The sequence below is a fragment of the Microcystis sp. T1-4 genome (assembly GCF_000297435.1).
Lineage (GTDB): Bacteria > Cyanobacteriota > Cyanobacteriia > Cyanobacteriales > Microcystaceae > Microcystis.
Map to the genome: position 1 here is coordinate 1 of NZ_CAIP01000046.1, position 16295 is coordinate 16295.

General features: G+C 42.5%; 17 protein-coding genes and 1 pseudogene. 6 read left to right on the forward strand and 12 right to left on the reverse strand.

Annotated features, from left to right (window positions below):
* Positions 1-94 precede the first annotated feature (94 nt).
* From MICAI_RS02650 to ribD, 3 genes are all read right to left on the reverse strand, one after another.
* Positions 95-1597, reverse strand: coding sequence for a DEAD/DEAH box helicase (locus tag MICAI_RS02650; RefSeq protein ID WP_008197401.1), 1503 nt, complete (start codon positions 1595-1597; stop codon positions 95-97).
* 359 nt (positions 1598-1956) lie between these two features.
* Positions 1957-3930: a molecular chaperone HtpG gene (gene htpG / locus MICAI_RS02655; protein ID WP_039899507.1), complete on the reverse strand. Its 1974-nt coding sequence runs from the start codon at positions 3928-3930 to the stop codon at positions 1957-1959.
* Positions 3931-4189: 259 nt separating this feature from the next.
* Complete coding sequence (gene ribD, locus MICAI_RS02660; protein WP_008197407.1) at positions 4190-5287, reverse strand: bifunctional diaminohydroxyphosphoribosylaminopyrimidine deaminase/5-amino-6-(5-phosphoribosylamino)uracil reductase RibD; 1098 nt, start codon at positions 5285-5287, stop codon at positions 4190-4192.
* A gap of 515 nt (positions 5288-5802) precedes the next feature.
* Between ribD and MICAI_RS02665 the strand changes: the two genes are divergently transcribed.
* Positions 5803-7239: an ammonium transporter gene (locus MICAI_RS02665; RefSeq protein ID WP_008197408.1), complete on the forward strand. Its 1437-nt coding sequence runs from the start codon at positions 5803-5805 to the stop codon at positions 7237-7239.
* Positions 7240-7414: 175 nt separating this feature from the next.
* On the forward strand, positions 7415-8839 hold the full coding sequence (locus tag MICAI_RS02670) for an ammonium transporter (protein ID WP_008197409.1): 1425 nt from the start codon (positions 7415-7417) through the stop codon (positions 8837-8839).
* Between the two features lie 291 nt (positions 8840-9130).
* Here the strand turns inward: MICAI_RS02670 and MICAI_RS02675 are convergent.
* Positions 9131-9969: pseudogene (locus MICAI_RS02675) on the reverse strand (alpha/beta fold hydrolase).
* A gap of 436 nt (positions 9970-10405) precedes the next feature.
* Between MICAI_RS02675 and MICAI_RS02680 the strand changes: the two are divergent.
* The 4 genes from MICAI_RS02680 to MICAI_RS02695 all read left to right on the forward strand — a co-directional run bounded on the left by MICAI_RS02680 (position 10406) and on the right by MICAI_RS02695 (position 13471).
* Positions 10406-11323, forward strand: a complete 918-nt coding sequence (locus MICAI_RS02680; RefSeq protein ID WP_008197412.1) for a histone deacetylase family protein — start codon at positions 10406-10408, stop codon at positions 11321-11323.
* Positions 11324-11438: 115 nt separating this feature from the next.
* Positions 11439-12632: a Coenzyme F420 hydrogenase/dehydrogenase, beta subunit C-terminal domain gene (locus MICAI_RS02685; RefSeq protein ID WP_008197413.1), complete on the forward strand. Its 1194-nt coding sequence runs from the start codon at positions 11439-11441 to the stop codon at positions 12630-12632.
* Between the two features lie 402 nt (positions 12633-13034).
* A complete protein-coding gene (locus tag MICAI_RS02690; RefSeq protein ID WP_002738920.1) occupies positions 13035-13247 on the forward strand; it encodes a type II toxin-antitoxin system HicB family antitoxin in 213 nt (70 codons plus the stop codon).
* Positions 13247-13471, forward strand: coding sequence for a type II toxin-antitoxin system HicA family toxin (locus MICAI_RS02695; protein WP_002739026.1), 225 nt, complete (start codon positions 13247-13249; stop codon positions 13469-13471). The genes MICAI_RS02690 and MICAI_RS02695 overlap by 1 nt, the downstream gene beginning before the upstream one ends.
* 274 nt (positions 13472-13745) lie before the next feature.
* Here MICAI_RS02695 and MICAI_RS02700 read toward each other — a convergent pair whose 3' ends face one another.
* The 8 genes from MICAI_RS02700 to MICAI_RS02720 all read right to left on the reverse strand — a co-directional run.
* Positions 13746-14009, reverse strand: coding sequence for a type II toxin-antitoxin system Phd/YefM family antitoxin (locus MICAI_RS02700; RefSeq protein WP_002756068.1), 264 nt, complete (start codon positions 14007-14009; stop codon positions 13746-13748).
* Positions 14010-14133: 124 nt separating this feature from the next.
* The gene (locus tag MICAI_RS25635; protein WP_157221711.1) at positions 14134-14280 is read right to left on the reverse strand and encodes a hypothetical protein; all 147 of its coding nucleotides are present in this window, start codon (positions 14278-14280) and stop codon (positions 14134-14136) included.
* A 61-nt stretch (positions 14281-14341) separates the two neighbouring features.
* Complete coding sequence (locus MICAI_RS22950; protein WP_002797173.1) at positions 14342-14557, reverse strand: tetratricopeptide repeat protein; 216 nt, start codon at positions 14555-14557, stop codon at positions 14342-14344.
* A gap of 2 nt (positions 14558-14559) precedes the next feature.
* A complete protein-coding gene (locus tag MICAI_RS02705) occupies positions 14560-14985 on the reverse strand; it encodes a type II toxin-antitoxin system VapC family toxin (protein WP_008197414.1) in 426 nt (141 codons plus the stop codon).
* A gap of 35 nt (positions 14986-15020) precedes the next feature.
* Entirely contained in the window at positions 15021-15260 is a 240-nt protein-coding gene (locus tag MICAI_RS02710; RefSeq protein ID WP_002735146.1) for a hypothetical protein, read from the reverse strand.
* A 256-nt stretch (positions 15261-15516) separates the two neighbouring features.
* The gene (locus MICAI_RS22960; protein ID WP_008197415.1) at positions 15517-15693 is read right to left on the reverse strand and encodes a tetratricopeptide repeat protein; all 177 of its coding nucleotides are present in this window, start codon (positions 15691-15693) and stop codon (positions 15517-15519) included.
* Positions 15672-16085 (reverse strand): type II toxin-antitoxin system VapC family toxin, encoded by a 414-nt coding sequence (locus MICAI_RS02715; protein WP_008197416.1) that lies wholly within the window; start codon positions 16083-16085, stop codon positions 15672-15674. Before MICAI_RS02715 ends, MICAI_RS22960 begins: the two co-directional genes overlap by 22 nt.
* Positions 16082-16295, reverse strand: a 214-nt coding sequence (locus MICAI_RS02720) for a hypothetical protein (RefSeq protein ID WP_071988983.1), incomplete at its 5' end; no start/stop codon positions are given. The genes MICAI_RS02715 and MICAI_RS02720, both read right to left, overlap by 4 nt.

A 16295-nucleotide genomic window follows, 5' to 3' on the forward strand; every position in this document is an offset into this window, starting at 1 on the left:
CCCCCCTGCCCCCCTTGATAAGGGGGGTATCTGACAACTTTTAACACCTACCTACTTACCTTTATTATAGAGGAAAATCCCCCAGAGAAATTTTCTATTCTTCCTCTGACTCTGGAGAACTTACCCAAGGGGTAGAAGATTCGGCAGCCTTCGGGAAAGAAAAAGATTTTTTCGGAGGAGAAGGCAATAATTCCAATTGTCGATTACTGGTTTTATAGCTAGTTTTATTTTTCTGCTCTCCCCGTCGTCGTTGGGAGGTTTTTTCCTCCGTCGTATTTTCGGCTATCACTTCATACAAAATCGCCCGTTTATCCTCTTGTTGGCCTTTTCTTAAAACCCGTCCTAAACGCTGAATATATTCCCTAGTGGAACCGGTTCCCGATAAAATAATCGCGATGCGCGCTTCCGGCACATCAACCCCTTCATTAAGAACATGGGAAGTCACCAGAATTTTGTATTCTCCCTGACGAAAACGGGTCAGGATTTCATGGCGTTCTTTCACGGGAGTTTGATGGGTTATGGCAGGTATTAAAAAGCTCTCGGAAATGCGGTAAACTGTGGCATTATCGTTGGTAAAAATTAAAATTGGTTCCGGATAGTGTTCACAGATTAACTCGGCTAAAACCCGCAATTTTCCCTGGGTTCCGGAGGATATTTCCTTCGACTCCCGGTGGGCCAACATGGCCCGGCGCCCTTCGCTACTTCTGGCACTAATCATGACAAAATTTTGCCAACCATCTAAACCAGACAAACTGAGATTATTTCTTCTTAAAAAATCATTGCGAATTTTAATTGCTTCTTGATATTTTTCCTGTTCTTTGGCAGATAGTTTCACTTTGATTTGAATTATTTCATGATCCGCTAGGACTTTTCCTGACAAGTCTTGGGGACTTTTTTGATAAACAATTGCACCAATAAGATAATCTAAATCTTGATGACTACCATCACCGCGATCCGGTGTTGCTGTTAAGCCTAAACGATAGGGTGCGATCGAATCTTCCGCTATTTTCCGAAAGAAATCTGATGGTAAATGATGACATTCATCAAAAATCAAAAAAGCGTAACGATTGCCAAGAGTTTCTGAATAAATTGCCGCACTTTGATAGGTGGCGATTAAAATAGCACTATTATCCTTAGAACCTCCCCCTAATAATCCCACCTCGGCATCGGGAAAAGCCGCCAACATCTGGGCATACCACTGGTGCATTAAATCAATAGTCGGCACGATAATTAAGGTACTGCGGGGAGTCGATTGTAGAGCTAATTGGGCAAGATAGGTTTTACCGGCAGCGGTGGGAAGGACAATGACACCCCTTCTCTGGGATTTTTTCCAAGCGATTAACGCTTCCGTTTGGTGGGGGTAGGGTTCCCGTTCAAAACTGGCAATTAATTCTAAATTGTTAAAAGCTTTTGCTTCATCTTGGAAGTTAATGCCCTCCTCCTGTAGGGTTTCCACGAGAGGACGATAATGAATGGCCAAAATGCGAAATCTTTCGATACGATCATCCCAAGTGGCAAAATCTAGCCATTTTTTCCCTTTTGGTGGTGGATGGAGAATTAAGGTTCCTCGCTCATATTTGAGGGTGGGTAAGCGCATTTTTCAGTTATCAGTTATCAGTTATCAGTTATCAGTAAACAGTTATCAGTAAACAGAACGTAGGTTGGGTTGAAGCATGAAACCCAACGCCCGCTCATGTTACGCTACCGCTAACCCATCCTACAAATAATTGTGCCTCCCTACTTATCAGTAAACAGTAAACAGTAAACAGTAAACAGTATAAGTGAACTGAAAACTTACATCTGATAACTGATAACTGATAACTGATAACTGATAACTGATTCAAGGCTGACGGCGGCAAGATAGCTTATCGTTAGATCATATTGATCGGGCTAAAAAAATAGAGTGTGAATTAACACACTCTCAGCATATCGAAACAGCTAAAGTTTGGCAATAGATTAAATCTTTTCGGTTAGCTTAGTCAGAACGCGATTGGAACGTTCCACAAAAGCTTGCATTCCCTCGGCATCAAATCCTTTTTGAGCGATTAAAGCTAAATCATAAACGTGCTGACAGAGCATTTTCGCTAATTGCGCCGATGGAGATTCGCCGCTACCAGTAACAATACTTCCCTGACTAATCTGGACAATCTGTTGAATTAGGGGATGATTAGTATTAATCATCAGAATATGTTCTTCGGGGAAAGCCATGGCTTTTTGTTGCATCATTGCCGTCATTTCCTGTAAGCGTCGCATCGCTTCTGGAAGTAAGACAATTGCTGGGGGAGTACCTTGGGGATCATCGGATTTCAAGGCTTCAGTTTTGATATTGATGCGGGAATTATCGAGGGCTTTGGCGAAGATTTCTTTGATCAATTCAGCCCTGGTTTTATTACTAGCGGGATCGATAATTTCACTAGCTTGATCCTGTTCGAGCAGCGTCGAGTCTAGTTCAGAATCAACCCGGGTGAATTTTACATCGGAGTATTCTCTTTCTAGGAAAGGAATAAAGTAATTAGTATCGATGAAAGAATCAAAGAAAAGGATCTCTAACCCTTGATTTTTGTAGAGTTCAACGTAGGTGGATTGACTACGAGGATCGGTACAGTAAAAAACTCGATTTTCGTGGCGTTCTTTATGGCGTTCTAGGTAGGCTTTGAGAGTAGTATAACCTTCCTGTTCGATCGCTTCTAGGGGAGTTTTCGCCGTTGCTTCTTGCCATGCGTCACCTTCGGCGGTTTGCACTTCCACTTGTAATGGGGTTTCTGGGGGTTTGTAGGTAGTCCGATAGATTAAAATATCTTCTACCTGCTGTTTAAATTTATCCTCTTTCAAGGAACCAAATTTAATAAAGGTTCCCACATCTCCCCAACAACGAATATATTCTTTTGCGTCTTCATTGTATAGAGATTTGAGGCGATCAGCAATTTTTTTGGCAATAAAATCGGCAATACGGCGAACGGTACGATCTTTGGTTAAAGCACTTCGAGATACATTTAAAGGAATATCTGGACTATCGATAACTCCTCGCAAGGGTATCAGGAAATCGGGAATAATTTCCTCGCAATGATCACTGACAAAAACCTGATTACAGAATAACTTTAACTGTCCTTTTGAGACATCCACATCCGGTCTGAGTTTGGGAAAATAGAGAATGCCATTGAGCAGGAAAGGATAATCAGTATTCAGATGTACCCAGAGTAAAGGTTCTTCTTGGAAAGGATAGAGATAACGATAGAATTCTAGGTAGTCTTCTTTCGTCAGATTTTGAGGAGATTCTTTCCATAAAGCCCGTTGTTGATTAATCACTTCCCCATCAATTTTAATGGGAACGGGCATAAAATCCGAGTAGGTTTTGACTAACTGGCGAATGCGGGCAGGTTCTAAATATTCCCCTTCCTCATCCATTAAAGTTAGGGTGATAGTGGTGCCGATTTGGCTGCGGGAAGAATCGGTTAGTTCAAACTCTGGAGAACCATCACAGCACCAATGGACAGGGGTAGCACCTTCCTGATAGGAAAGAGTATCAATCTCTACCTTTTTAGCCACCATAAAAGCCGAATAAAAACCTAGGCCAAAATGACCGATTAAATCGTTGGCTGATTTTTGGTATTTATTGATAAATTCTTCCGCACTGGAAAAGGCAACTTGGTTAATATATTTCTTGATTTCTTCCGCCGTCATCCCGATACCATTATCGGTAATTGATAGGGTACGATTTTCTTTATCGATGGCGAGATTAATTTCTGGTTCGGGGACTTCTCCTCTCGCTTCTCCTGCTAAGGAAGCCATTTTTAATTTCGAGATGGCATCAACACTATTGGATATCAATTCCCGCAGAAAAATTTCATGGTCAGTGTAGAGAGATTTTTTGATAATAGGGAAGATATTCTCGGTATGAATCGTGATATTACCTTTTTCGAGTACCGTCATACGTTCAATCACTAAGGGCTTGACTATTCTAACTTTTTTATTTTGCTCGATAATGGCAGCATTGATCACAGAGCGATTGCCCAACTTCTTCTAGGGGGATAACCGTACCGATAAAGGTATTTAACGGCAGCGGGGCGATTTCTAGAACTTGATCGCAAAAATTAGGGGTAAGTGCCAGATTATCGCAGTTATTGATGACTTTTTGACTTTTGCAAGCGGTTGGTTGAGATTTGCCGATTGAGGGGGAATTGCAGTAGCTCTACTGTTTACTTTGCAGATATCCCTCAATCAAAATATCGGGATTGAGATAATTAACCGTGACATTTTCTAACTGTAAAGCTTGGCTCATTAACTGGAAACCTAAATCACCCACGGCAGTAGGTGCCTTGATTCCGCCGATGATTTTGGGCGCAATAAAAGCGATAATTTTTTGTACCATGCCCTCAGCGATCGCGGCGGCGCTTAAACCGCCGCCGCACTCCCACAAAACCTGACAAAATCCCCTCTGATAAAGATTTTCCATCACTAAAGTGGGTGTCACCTCGGTGAGTTCGATCACTTCCACGCCTTTTGTTAATAATTGTTGCTGAAGCTTGACATTAGCATCAATTTGTGTATAGACAAGGGTGGGAAATTGACTGGTATCCCAAAGATGGGCCGAGGGAGGTAAATCGAGCGATCGAGTCATGACCACGCGCAGGGGATTATGATCGGAGAGGCCGTGAGTGGTAAGGTGGGGATTATCTTGACGGACAGTGCTACCGCCGACGATAATCGCATCACAGGCCGATCGCAATTGATGGACTATTTGGCGAGAAGCGGGGCTAGTAATCCAGGCGCTATGACCGCTAGTGGCGGCAATTTTGCCATCGAGAGTCATGGCATATTTGAGAATACCGAAGGGTTTTTTAGCGGTGATGCGATGGATAAAACCCTGATTGAGTTGACGACATTCGGACTCCTCCACTCCCACCAGCGTCTCGATGCCTGCCGATTCTAATCTTTGAATGCCTTTCCCCGCCACTAGGGGATTAGGATCGATCATCCCCACCACCACTTTTTTAATGCCTGCTTGCACAATTGCCTCGCTACAGGGGGGAGTCCGTCCATAGTGGTTACAGGGTTCAAGATTGACGTATAAAGTGGCACCACGAGCTTTTTCTGCTGCCTGTCTCAGGGCGAAAACTTCTGCATGGGGTTGTCCGGCCCCTGGGTGAAAACCTTCGCCGATAATTGTACCCTCTTGAACGATCACAGAACCCACCAAAGGATTAGGAGAAGTCCGCCCCAAGGCTTGCCTAGCAAGGGTTAGACATCTTTGCATCATTGTGCGATCGAATTCCGTTGCCCGGGCCATGGTTGATTTCTCCAAAGGAGGGGAGAGTTTTCAGTGATCAGTAAACAGTAATCAGTGATCAGTGGGAATTATAGATTATAAATTATGAATTATGAATTAGGAGATGGGGGTGATGGGGTGATGGGGTGTGGGGAGATGGGGAGACCACTTCGTGTGCGTTGCGGGGGGTAGTGGGGCATTTGGCTGAAATTTCCCTAAACCCCTAAACCCCTAAATCCCTAAATTCCTAAACCCCTATATCCCCTTTCTAACTGATAACTGATAATTGATAACTTCTCTACTATTATTATTTTAAAGTGAAACGTATCAGAGGATACAGAAATCTCAAATCAAAACAACAAAGATCGAAAAACATTGACTACTCACACATCAAGATAAATCCCTAGGTGTTTGGTCTTCTGAAATGATTGACCCCTGTTCCTAGGATTTAGCGGTTGAACGGACATAATTGCTCGGTGATTATTTTCAAAAGTAATGAATCGACCTACTAACTCAACAAAGTAAACGAATTAACGATGAAACGAATTGCTCGAAAATCTGGGGAACTTGTCGGTTTGTTACCCAAAATTAACCCTGTCTGGTTAGCCTGTGTTCCCTTGTCTGCGATTATTTTTGTGGTTTGGAACACGGCCGTACAGGCCCAGGATGCGAAACCCCTAACCCCCGAAGATGTCCAAAACGCCCTCAATACAATCTGGGTTTTAATTGCCGCCATCCTCGTGATCTTTATGAATGCGGGTTTTGCGATGCTAGAAACGGGATTCTGTCGTCAGAAAAACGCCGTTAACGTTCTGGCCAAAAACCTGATCGTTTTCGCCCTCTCCACCATATCATTTTGGGCGATCGGTTTCTCCCTGATGTTCGGGTCTGTCAGTAACGAATTTTTCGGTACGGGAGGTTGGTTCCTTAGCAGTAGCGATCCCGCCACCTACGTTATGCCTGCCTCTTTGCCCACCTCGGTGTTCTTCCTGTTCCAAGTCGCTTTCGCGGGAACGGCGGCAACCATTGTATCTGGGGCAGTGGCAGAACGGATTAAATTCACCGATTTCCTCGTTTTTAGCTTAATTATCGTTGGTATCATGTACCCGATCACCGGTCACTGGGTGTGGGGTGGCGGTTGGTTAGCCGACCTTGGTTTTAAGGACTTCGCCGGTTCGACGGTAGTTCACTCGGTCGGTGGTTGGTCTGCCTTAACCGGGGCGGCAATTCTCGGCCCGAGAATGGGTAAATACATCAACGGTCGCACCAATGCCTTACCCGGCCATAACATGAGTATTGCGACCCTGGGTTGTTTAATTCTCTGGATTGGCTGGTTTGGTTTTAACCCCGGTTCTACTTTAGCGGTTAATGAAACTGTACCCTATATCGCTGTCACCACTAACCTCGCCGGGGCCGCGGGCGGCATTGCCGCTACCTTTACCGCTTGGGCGAAAGATGGTAAACCCGACCTTTCGATGATTATTAACGGTATTCTGGCCGGTTTAGTAGCCGTTACTGCCGGTTGTGATGGTGTATCCTATTGGTCGGCGGCAATCATCGGTTTAATTGCCGGTGTGGTCGTGGTGTACTCGGTGGCTTTCTTCGATAACCTGAAAATTGATGACCCCGTGGGTGCGACTTCCGTTCACCTCGTCTGTGGTGTGTTTGGAACTTTAGCCGTCGGTATCTTCAACAAAGATGCGGGTTTAATCACCGGTCAATTCCAACTGTTTATTAACCAAATTATCGGAATTGTGGCAGTAGGGGCATTTACCCTGATTGTTAGTGGTATTGTTTGGACAATCCTCAAGGCGACCCTCGGTATTCGTGTTACTCCCGAAGAAGAAATGGAAGGTTTGGATGTGGGTGAACACGGGATGGAAGCCTATAGCGGTTTCGTCAAGGAGTCCGATATCGTTACCGGCGGCCATTATGCTTCCAGTGTTGACATGGAAACGCCTAGCAGTCGTTAGGTTAAACCTTGTAAAGATAGATTAATTTACCCCCGACAAAGTTAAAGAGAAAAGGAAGAAGGCCTCGCGCCGCTGCGATCGGTGGCTATAATTGGCTTCTAAACCTTTTCTCTTTCGGTTTTTTGTCTCTTTCCGGACAGAAAAAATTAATCTTGCTACTAGGCAGCAACCGTCAATGAAAAAGATCGTAGGAATAACCATACTTTTGCTGGCACTGGGATTCAATTGCGGAGTTGCCCCAGTTTTTGCGGAAACCATCGCCGCCGCTCCCCCCAATCCGATTAGTGCTGGAGATACCGCTTGGATGCTGATCTCGTCGGCTTTAGTTTTATTAATGACCCCCGGACTGGCTTTTTTTTATGGGGGTTTAGTGCGTTCGCGTAACGTCCTCAACACCATGATGATGAGTTTGGTGGCCATGGGCGTCATCGGTGTAACTTGGGTGCTGTGGGGTTATAGTCTCGCTTTCGATGTCACCCCGGGTAAAAGTGGTTTTGGCGAGGGAATTGAAGCTTTGATCGGGGGACTAGATTGGATTTTTCTTAACGGTGTCACCGCCGCCGCACCTGACAATATCGGTTATGCACCCACCGTTCCCCATCAAGTGTTTATGGTCTATCAGATGATGTTTGCGATCATCACCCCGGCTTTAATTTCGGGGGCGATCGTAGAACGGGTCAACTTTAAAGCCTATTTTTGGTTTTTACTGCTTTGGTCCACTTTTATCTATTCTCCCCTAGCTCACTGGGTTTGGGGTAAGGGTTGGTTGGCTGCCACCGGGGCGCTGGATTTCGCCGGTGGAACCGTTGTTCACATTAGTTCCGGGATTTCCGCACTGGTGGCCGCTTGGGTGATTGGCCCGCGTCGCAGTTTTGGCACCCAAACCTACGCACCCCATAATGTGCCTTTTGTTCTCCTAGGTATCGGTTTACTCTGGTTCGGTTGGTTTGGTTTTAATGGGGGTAGTGCGCTTTCCTCTAGTTCCCTAGCCACGACAGCTTTTGTTAATACCAGTATCGCAGCTTCGGCTGGTGGTTTGACATGGATGCTTATAGAATGGATTTTACGGGCTAAACCGACGGCGATCGGCATTGCTAGTGGATTTTTAGGGGGATTAGTCGGTATAACTCCGGCTGCCGGCTATGTGCTGCCGATTGGGGCGATTCTCATTGGTTCGATCACTGCCCTTACCTGTTTTTTTGCGGTTAGTCTCCGGGCAAAATTGCGCTTTGATGATTCTTTGGATACCTATCCCGTCCATGGTGTCGGCGGAACGATAGGGGCGCTGCTTACGGGGCTTTTTGCCACAAAAGCGGTTAATTCAGCCGGAAATGATGGTTTATTTTTTGGGAATCCGGGGTTACTGTGGACGCAATTTGTTGGCGTTGCCGCTACTTATATCTTTGCTGCCGTCGGTACTTTTGTCATCCTGAAAGTTCTCAGTTTATTTATGGACTTGCGGGTTAAACCGAATACGGAAGCAGAAGGGTTAGATGTGCCTCAACACGGAGAGGAAGCCTACGGACAGGAATTCGAGTTTGGTAACAGCTTTTCCTACCAAGAAAATCCTGCTGCCACAAATCCGCAAGAAAATTATTAGCAATTCAATCGGCTATCGGTGCGGCTAACAGAGGCGAAATTTCGTCTCTGTGAAACTTGGCCGAACATGGGCAAGACAGCCAAAAATTAGCGATTCTTGCCAGCAAGAATCAAGAAATTTGTAGGCCAGCTAACTCAGCAATTGTATAGGTGGAGCTGCCTTTAATAAGTATCTTAGGTTCAAGATTCTAACAGGAGCATAATTTTGTCAAAGTGAAAACCTAATTAGCTAAGGATTTCCCTCCTGTCTTCAGGCTCCTAACTCGGAGAATTTGGTCGTCAATCTCTTTACTTAGCCAAGAAAATCCTCGATCTCCTGTGCCGTCTCTTCCGGTGCTTCTTCCGGTAAAAAATGACCACTGGCGATCGCTTGTCCGGTGACTTGATTAGCTCGCTGCTGCCAAAGAGCGATAGATCGTATTGACGAGCAATGAAACCTTTTTTTCCCCAAAGAACCAAGAGGGGAGAGGAAATTTTCCGTTCTAAATCCTGACGATCATGCTCTAAATCGATGGTAGCGGCGGCCCGATCATCGGCACAGGTGGCGGTTATCGTGCTTAAATCTCGAAAACAACAAAGCTTCCTCTGTAAAAGCGCTAAAATCTCGCCCCCAACTTTGCCAGCAATGTTGCAGATAATAATCGGGATTAGCGGCGATCAGGGTTTCGGGAAAAGGGGAAGGCTGAATCAAGAAGAACCAATGATAGTAGGCAGTGGCAAAAGTTTGCTCTGTAGCCTCGTACATCGCCAGCGTTGAGGCTATATCGAGTAAAACGATTTTTTTACCTTTTCGGGGAAATCGAGGGCGAGATGGTAAAAAACTTGCGCCCCTCGATCATGACCGATCAGATAAAACTCCTGATAACCCAATTTTTCCATCAGCAACACCTGATCGAGGGCCATCACCCGCTTGCAATAATTGCTAGAATCCTCTAGGGGTAAGGGTTTATCGCCATCCCCGTAGCGGCGCAGATCCGTGGCGATCACCGTAAAATTAGCCGCTAATCGGGGGGCGATTTTATGCCACATTTGATGAGTTTGGGGATAACCATGGAGCAAAAGCAGCGGAAAACCGCGCCCACCTTTGACACCATTGATAGTAATGCCATTAATACTAAATCCGTTGAGTATAGGCTACTTATCAGGACAGGCAAAAGGCAATAGGCAAGAGGCAAAAGGGGGAATAAATAATCAGTCTTTAATAACTGGATTTAGTATAACTTCTAGCTGAAATTTCCGAAAATTTGTCAGCATTTGGCTCTCCCAGGTTTGGTGGGTAAAATGTATTCTAGGATACAGTCCTGCTGGCGAGTGAGTGGAACGAACCACAAAGACACAAAGGACACAAAGATTGATCGATCATATTGTAAGTTAAACTGATCACACAGAACCTAGAAGAGCCAGCATTTTTGCTTCCTGTCACCTGAGGGGGAGATAATTGCATCATCCGGCAAAAGTGGCCCAATCAGTAAAGTTTTTTCACTATAGTTCCTCAAGCCCCTGTTTTTCTGATAGATTAAAATCATTGGGTTGCTCAAAAATCAACGAGTTAAGCAGTAATTTGATTATGATCTCGATTATCTATTCCGAGGAATTTCTCGATCACGATACAGGTATTTACCATCCCGAAAAAGCGGCGCGTTTAACGGCAATTGTCGAGGCTTTAAAACAAACAAAATGGCAGTCAAAATTAACATGGCATTTACCGACACCGCTCGAAATTCGCGACGAAGTAATTCCTTTGATTAAACAAGTTCATAATCAAGATTATGTTGATAGATTGCGGCGAATTTGTCAACGGGGTGGGGGAAGATTGGATGCCGATACTCCCGTTTCTGCCCGTAGTTACGATGTGGCGTTACTAGCGGTTAGTGGCTGGTTAGATGGAGTCGATCGAGTCTTATCCACCGGCGATCCTGCCTTTATTTTAGCCCGTCCACCCGGACATCATGCCACTTCTAATTATGGCATGGGTTTCTGTCTGTTTTCTAATGCTGCTATTGCCGCTTATTATGCTTTAGAAAACAAAAGAGTGCAAAAAGTAGCGATTCTCGATTGGGACGTACATCACGGCAATGGCACCCAGGATATAGTCGAAAATCATCCCCAGATTGCCTATTGCTCCCTCCATCAATTCCCCTTCTATCCCGGCACGGGAGAAGCGAGAGAAAAAGGGGAGTTTAATAATGTTTTGAATATTCCCTTATCGGCGGGAAGTACGATTAAAGATTATCAAGAACATTTTGAGGGGCAAGTCATACCTTTTCTGAAAAATTTTCAACCGGATTTAGTGATTGTTAGTGCTGGATATGATGCCAATCAAGCGGATCCTCTGGCGGGAATTTGTTTACACCCACAGGATTATGGAATTTTAACCAAATACCTCTTAACTCTCAATAAACCGCTACTTTTCGGCTTAGAAGGTGGTTATGATTTAGAAACTTTAGCGGCTTCCGTCGTCGCCACCTTAGAAGCTTTGCTCTGATCCTATTCCGGGTAATCGTTACATTTCTTTAAAAAGATTGGTAACAAAGCGATCTAATGCGGTAAGGTAAACGATCGATAGAAAAAAACCCTTGACCTAGTTGCCTTTTAAGATTATGAACTCGCTTGCGCCACACCTAAAAGCCAAAGCCCTCAAACCCAATAGTCGTCGTCCTGCCAAAGAATTGTGTAGCGAGTGCGGACTTTGTGACACTTATTATATTCACTACGTTAAAGAAGCTTGTGCTTTTCTCAATCAACAAATTGCCGATTTAGAAGCAGCAGCACACGGCAAAAGTCGCGACTTAAATCAGGAAAATGATCTCTATTTTGGCGTTCATCAAGAGATGATGGCTGCCAAGAAAAAACAAGCTATCCCAGGGGCGCAATGGACAGGAATCGTCAGCACAATTGCCTGTGAAATGCTCAATCGTGGTTTAGTAGAAGGGGTGGTTTGTGTGCAGAATACCGCCGAGGATCGCTTTCAACCGCAGCCGATTCTCGCTCGTACCACGGAAGAAATTCTCGCCGCTAAAGTCAATAAACCGACTCTTTCTCCCAATTTATCAGTCCTAGAAGAAATTGAAAAATCGGGCATGAAACGGTTATTAGTTATCGGAGTTGGTTGTCAAATTCAAGCCCTAAGAGCAGTAGAAAAAAAATTAGGCTTAGAAAAGTTATATGTCTTAGGAACTCCCTGCGTCGATAATGTCACCCGCTCAGGGCTGCAAAAGTTTCTAGAAACTACCAGTCGTTCCCCAGAAACTGTGGTTCACTACGAATTTATGCAGGATTTTCGGGTACACTTTAAACACGAAAATGGCTCCATCGAAATGGTTCCTTTTTTTGGCTTAAAAACTAATAAATTAAAAGATGTTTTTGCCCCTTCCTGTATGACTTGTTTTGATTATGTTAACTCCCTTGCCGATTTGGTTGTGGGCTATATGGGCGCACCTTTTGGCTGGCAATGGATTATGGTTCGTAATGATACGGGCAAGGAAATGTTAGAGTTAGTTAAAGATCAATTAGATACCCAAGATGTTATGTCTAGTGGTGATAGAAAACAGGCGGTACAAAATAGCATTCCTGCCTACGATAAAGGTGTAACCTTGCCGATGTGGGCGGCAAAAATGATGGGAGTAGTAATTGAAAAAATCGGGCCTAAAGGGTTAGAATATGCTCGCTTTTCCATCGATTCTCACTTTACCCGTAATTACCTTTATGTTAAACGTAATTATCCTGAAAAATTAGCGGCTCATGTTCCTGAATATGCTAAAAAGATTGTGGAACAGTATAAATTGCCCGATTAATTAGGGTATGCTGAAAAAGTAGGGGCGCAACATTCGGATAGGAAATCTACGGTTTCAGCCATAGGTTATCCCCCGAATGCTTCGCCCCTTCTTCGACAATCTCTTATCAGTTATCAGTTATCAGTTATCAGTTATCAGTTATCAGTTATCAGTTATCAGTTATCAGTTATCAGTTATCAGTTATCAGCTATCAGTGAGCAGTGGTTAATTCAATCATAGTCAATGATAGGTGATGGGTTACGACTAAATCTGGATGTTGTCAAAATTTATCTTGACAAAAGCCTCTTGACATGATACTATATTCATAGTGGAAAATCCTTGCGCCTACAGACCCTATTTTCAAGTCTCAATAATCGCCAATAAAAGCTTAGATAGCGATAATTTTTTTAAGGATTGAGAACCATGAACTATCAAAGAGAGTTTTATGTTGTCATTGAACGAGATGAGGATGGATATTATGTTGGGGAAGTTCCTCAACTTCGGGGTTGTTACAGTCAAGGGGAAACGATTGATGAATTGATGAAGAATATCAGGGAAGTGATTGAACTTTGCTTGGAAGATGACAATCCGGAAGATGTGTCGAAGTTTGTTGGAATTGAAAAGGTGTCTATCTGATGCCAAAATTACCGATATTAACCGGTGATGAAGTTATCAAAGCTTTAACGAGAATAGGGTTTCAATCTATCCGACAAAAAGGAAGTCATCTGCGCTTAAAACATGAAGATGGAAGAGTTGTCACCGTACCGGTTCATCGGGGGAAAACTGTCGGGAAAGGATTACTCCTAAAAATTTTACGCGATGCTGAACTGACACAAGAAGAATTTATTCGTCTGCTGTAATTCCCATCTTGATTTAAGCTTCATGTCCCCGTTTTTCTGGATGTTGTTAAATTTTCTCTTGACAAAGGCGACTTGACATGATATTATATATATAATGGAAAATCCGTGCGCTTGCAAACCCTAGTTTTCAAGAATTTTCAAGGTCTAGTTTATTCGCCATAATGGGTTTTAGCACGATGAATATAGATTAACTTTTGTTCATCATCAGTCTAAACTTTGATTGGAATAATTGAATGAATACTATGATTGTGTTGTATGCTGACTTCATAAACCATTAATCAATGTCTCCCAAGACTTCCTCAAGAGAATAGGTTTCATTTTCATTAATTTGCTGTAGAGATAGTTGTAAGCTTTCTCTTAAATCGGGAATAGAGAGTAATTCGATAGTTTCTTGTAAACTTTCATAGTTTTTTTGGGAAATCAAAATTACAGAATCCTCCTGATTCTCAATGGCATAAATTTTGTTATCTTCTGTAACCGATTTAACGAGACTGGGTAAATCGGTTTGAGCATCGGCGATTTTAATTTTTTTGATCATAATTAATCCTTTTTTTGATGATGAAATAATAAAAATTATTGTAGGGATTTAACAATCTCTCCTAATCACAGTCCAGACAGCATCCTCCTATAATTATCCATCATTGTAGTCATCAGTGATTAATTCAATCATAGTCGATGATTAGGTGGTGCGTTACTGGACTAGGTAATAGGTGTAGGGGTAATTCATGAATTACCCCTACAATAACGTTTTTCTGGATGTTGTTAAATTCTCTCTTGACAAAGGCGACTTGACATGATACTATATTCATAATGGAAAATCCGTGCGCCTACAGACCATATTTTCCAAAGCATTCAAACTCTATCTTAATTCTACTTGCCAGAGTTGGGACAACATAGTTTTATATTCTCCATAATCGTTTGAGTATGGGGATGATTTTCCCCTAATCCTTCTCTGAAAATATTAATCGCTTCTAGATAGAGAGGTTCCGCTTCTGAGTACCTAACTTGGGAGTAGTACAAGTGTGCTAAATTGTTGAGGGAAGTTGCCACATGGGGATGATTGTCTCCTAGTAGTTGTTGTCTCAATTCTAATGTAACTCTATATTTTGAAATAAAATGAAAAATCCTTCTTGCGTAAAATGCTTATCGTGGGTAAGAATTTCATTTATATTCATTTGGCGCATTGTTTGCATGGATATACAATCTGTTAAGCTGTAATCTTTATCTGGACGATTTTGATATAAATCTAATCCTGATTGGACCGTCTGATGAGTTTGAGGTATAACTAAGATTTGGGGATTATTTTGTAAGCCTCTAATAACTTGTAAGGTTTTTCGTCTAACTGACATTCCATAAGCAGATAGATTGTTGAAAACTTCAATAAAGACTTCATCGGTTGTCACTATTGTTACCTGCTGGAGTTTCCTTGTCATTTCTATAGCTTTCTCATGCCAATCATCACGATTGTTAATGAGAGCAACCCAATAAAATGTGTCTGCAAAGATGGTTTTCATTGCTATGATGCTATAAACTTTAGTTTCGGCTTTGCTTAGGATTTGGGAACTCCATAAAGATAATGATCATGTTGATTAGCAAGATCTATAGGCAACTTTTCTAAGTCGTCATTGTCTAATGGCATCTCTTCCAGAAGCTTTAATATTGCCTCCCCTACATTACTTTCAGATTTAGCATAACTAGCTTGTGCTGAAAGGAGGAAGTTCAAAGTTTCTTCTATTAAAGAATCCGGTGCTTGTTCAATCTCTTGCAATAGTCTCTCTTTAGTGTTCATGGTTTTATTCCTTGCTAATCAGTTATCAGTTATCAGTGATTAATTCAATCATAGTCAATGATAGGTGATGCGTTACGACGGATTGTTAGCTTGAAGTTAAAGCAGAAATTTTGGCCGTCTAACGCACCCTACGTTTTTCTGGATGTTGCTAAATTTTCTCTTGATAAAGGCGACTTGACATGATACTATATTCATAATGGAAAATCCGTGCGCCTACAGACCCTCTTTTCCAAAGCATTCAAACTCTATCTTAATTCTACTTGCCAGAGTTGGGACAACATAGTTTTATATTCTCCATAATCGTTTGGGTATGGGAATGATTTTCCCCTAATCCTTCTCTGAAAATATTAATCGCTTCTAGATGGAGAGGTTCCGCTTCTGTGTAGCTGTCTTGGGAATGGTACAATAGTCCTAAATTATTGAGAGATACCAATTTTCATAACTAAGATTGGGAATATTTTGAAAATGCTTAATGTTAGCTATAATCAGAGTATAATCGCAATAAATAGCAGTCGCAGCAATAAACAAATCAATCGGGGTAATTAGTTGTCCTTTTATTCTAAGATTAACGTATATTTGAGTAGCTATATCACTAATTTCACGATCATAACCAATTACTTCACTGACTTCTGCAAGACGTTCAAATTGTTGTTGTTGATTTCGTGCATCTTTATACAATAAACCACTTTTAATCTCGTAATAGGTAAAGATTGAAAACGATATATAAGTATAGTGTTGTCGATAGATGCGGAATTGTTCAATTACTGCGGGATTGCCTCGTAAAAAATAAGAGAGGATATTGGTATCAAGTAATGCTTGTTTCATAAGTCATTTATCCGTCTTAAATCAAGTTGACGATTAGCTTCTGCTTCTTCGACAATCTCTTGCATAGTATTTTCTATATCTGCTGCCATACCAGCAAATTCCATAAAGTCAACGTCTGGATGTTTTGTTTTTATAGATTGGACAAAATGCAGGATTTCCGGCAGCAGAGAAATGGGAGTTGTTTCAATTTCTTTAATAAGTTGTTCTTTA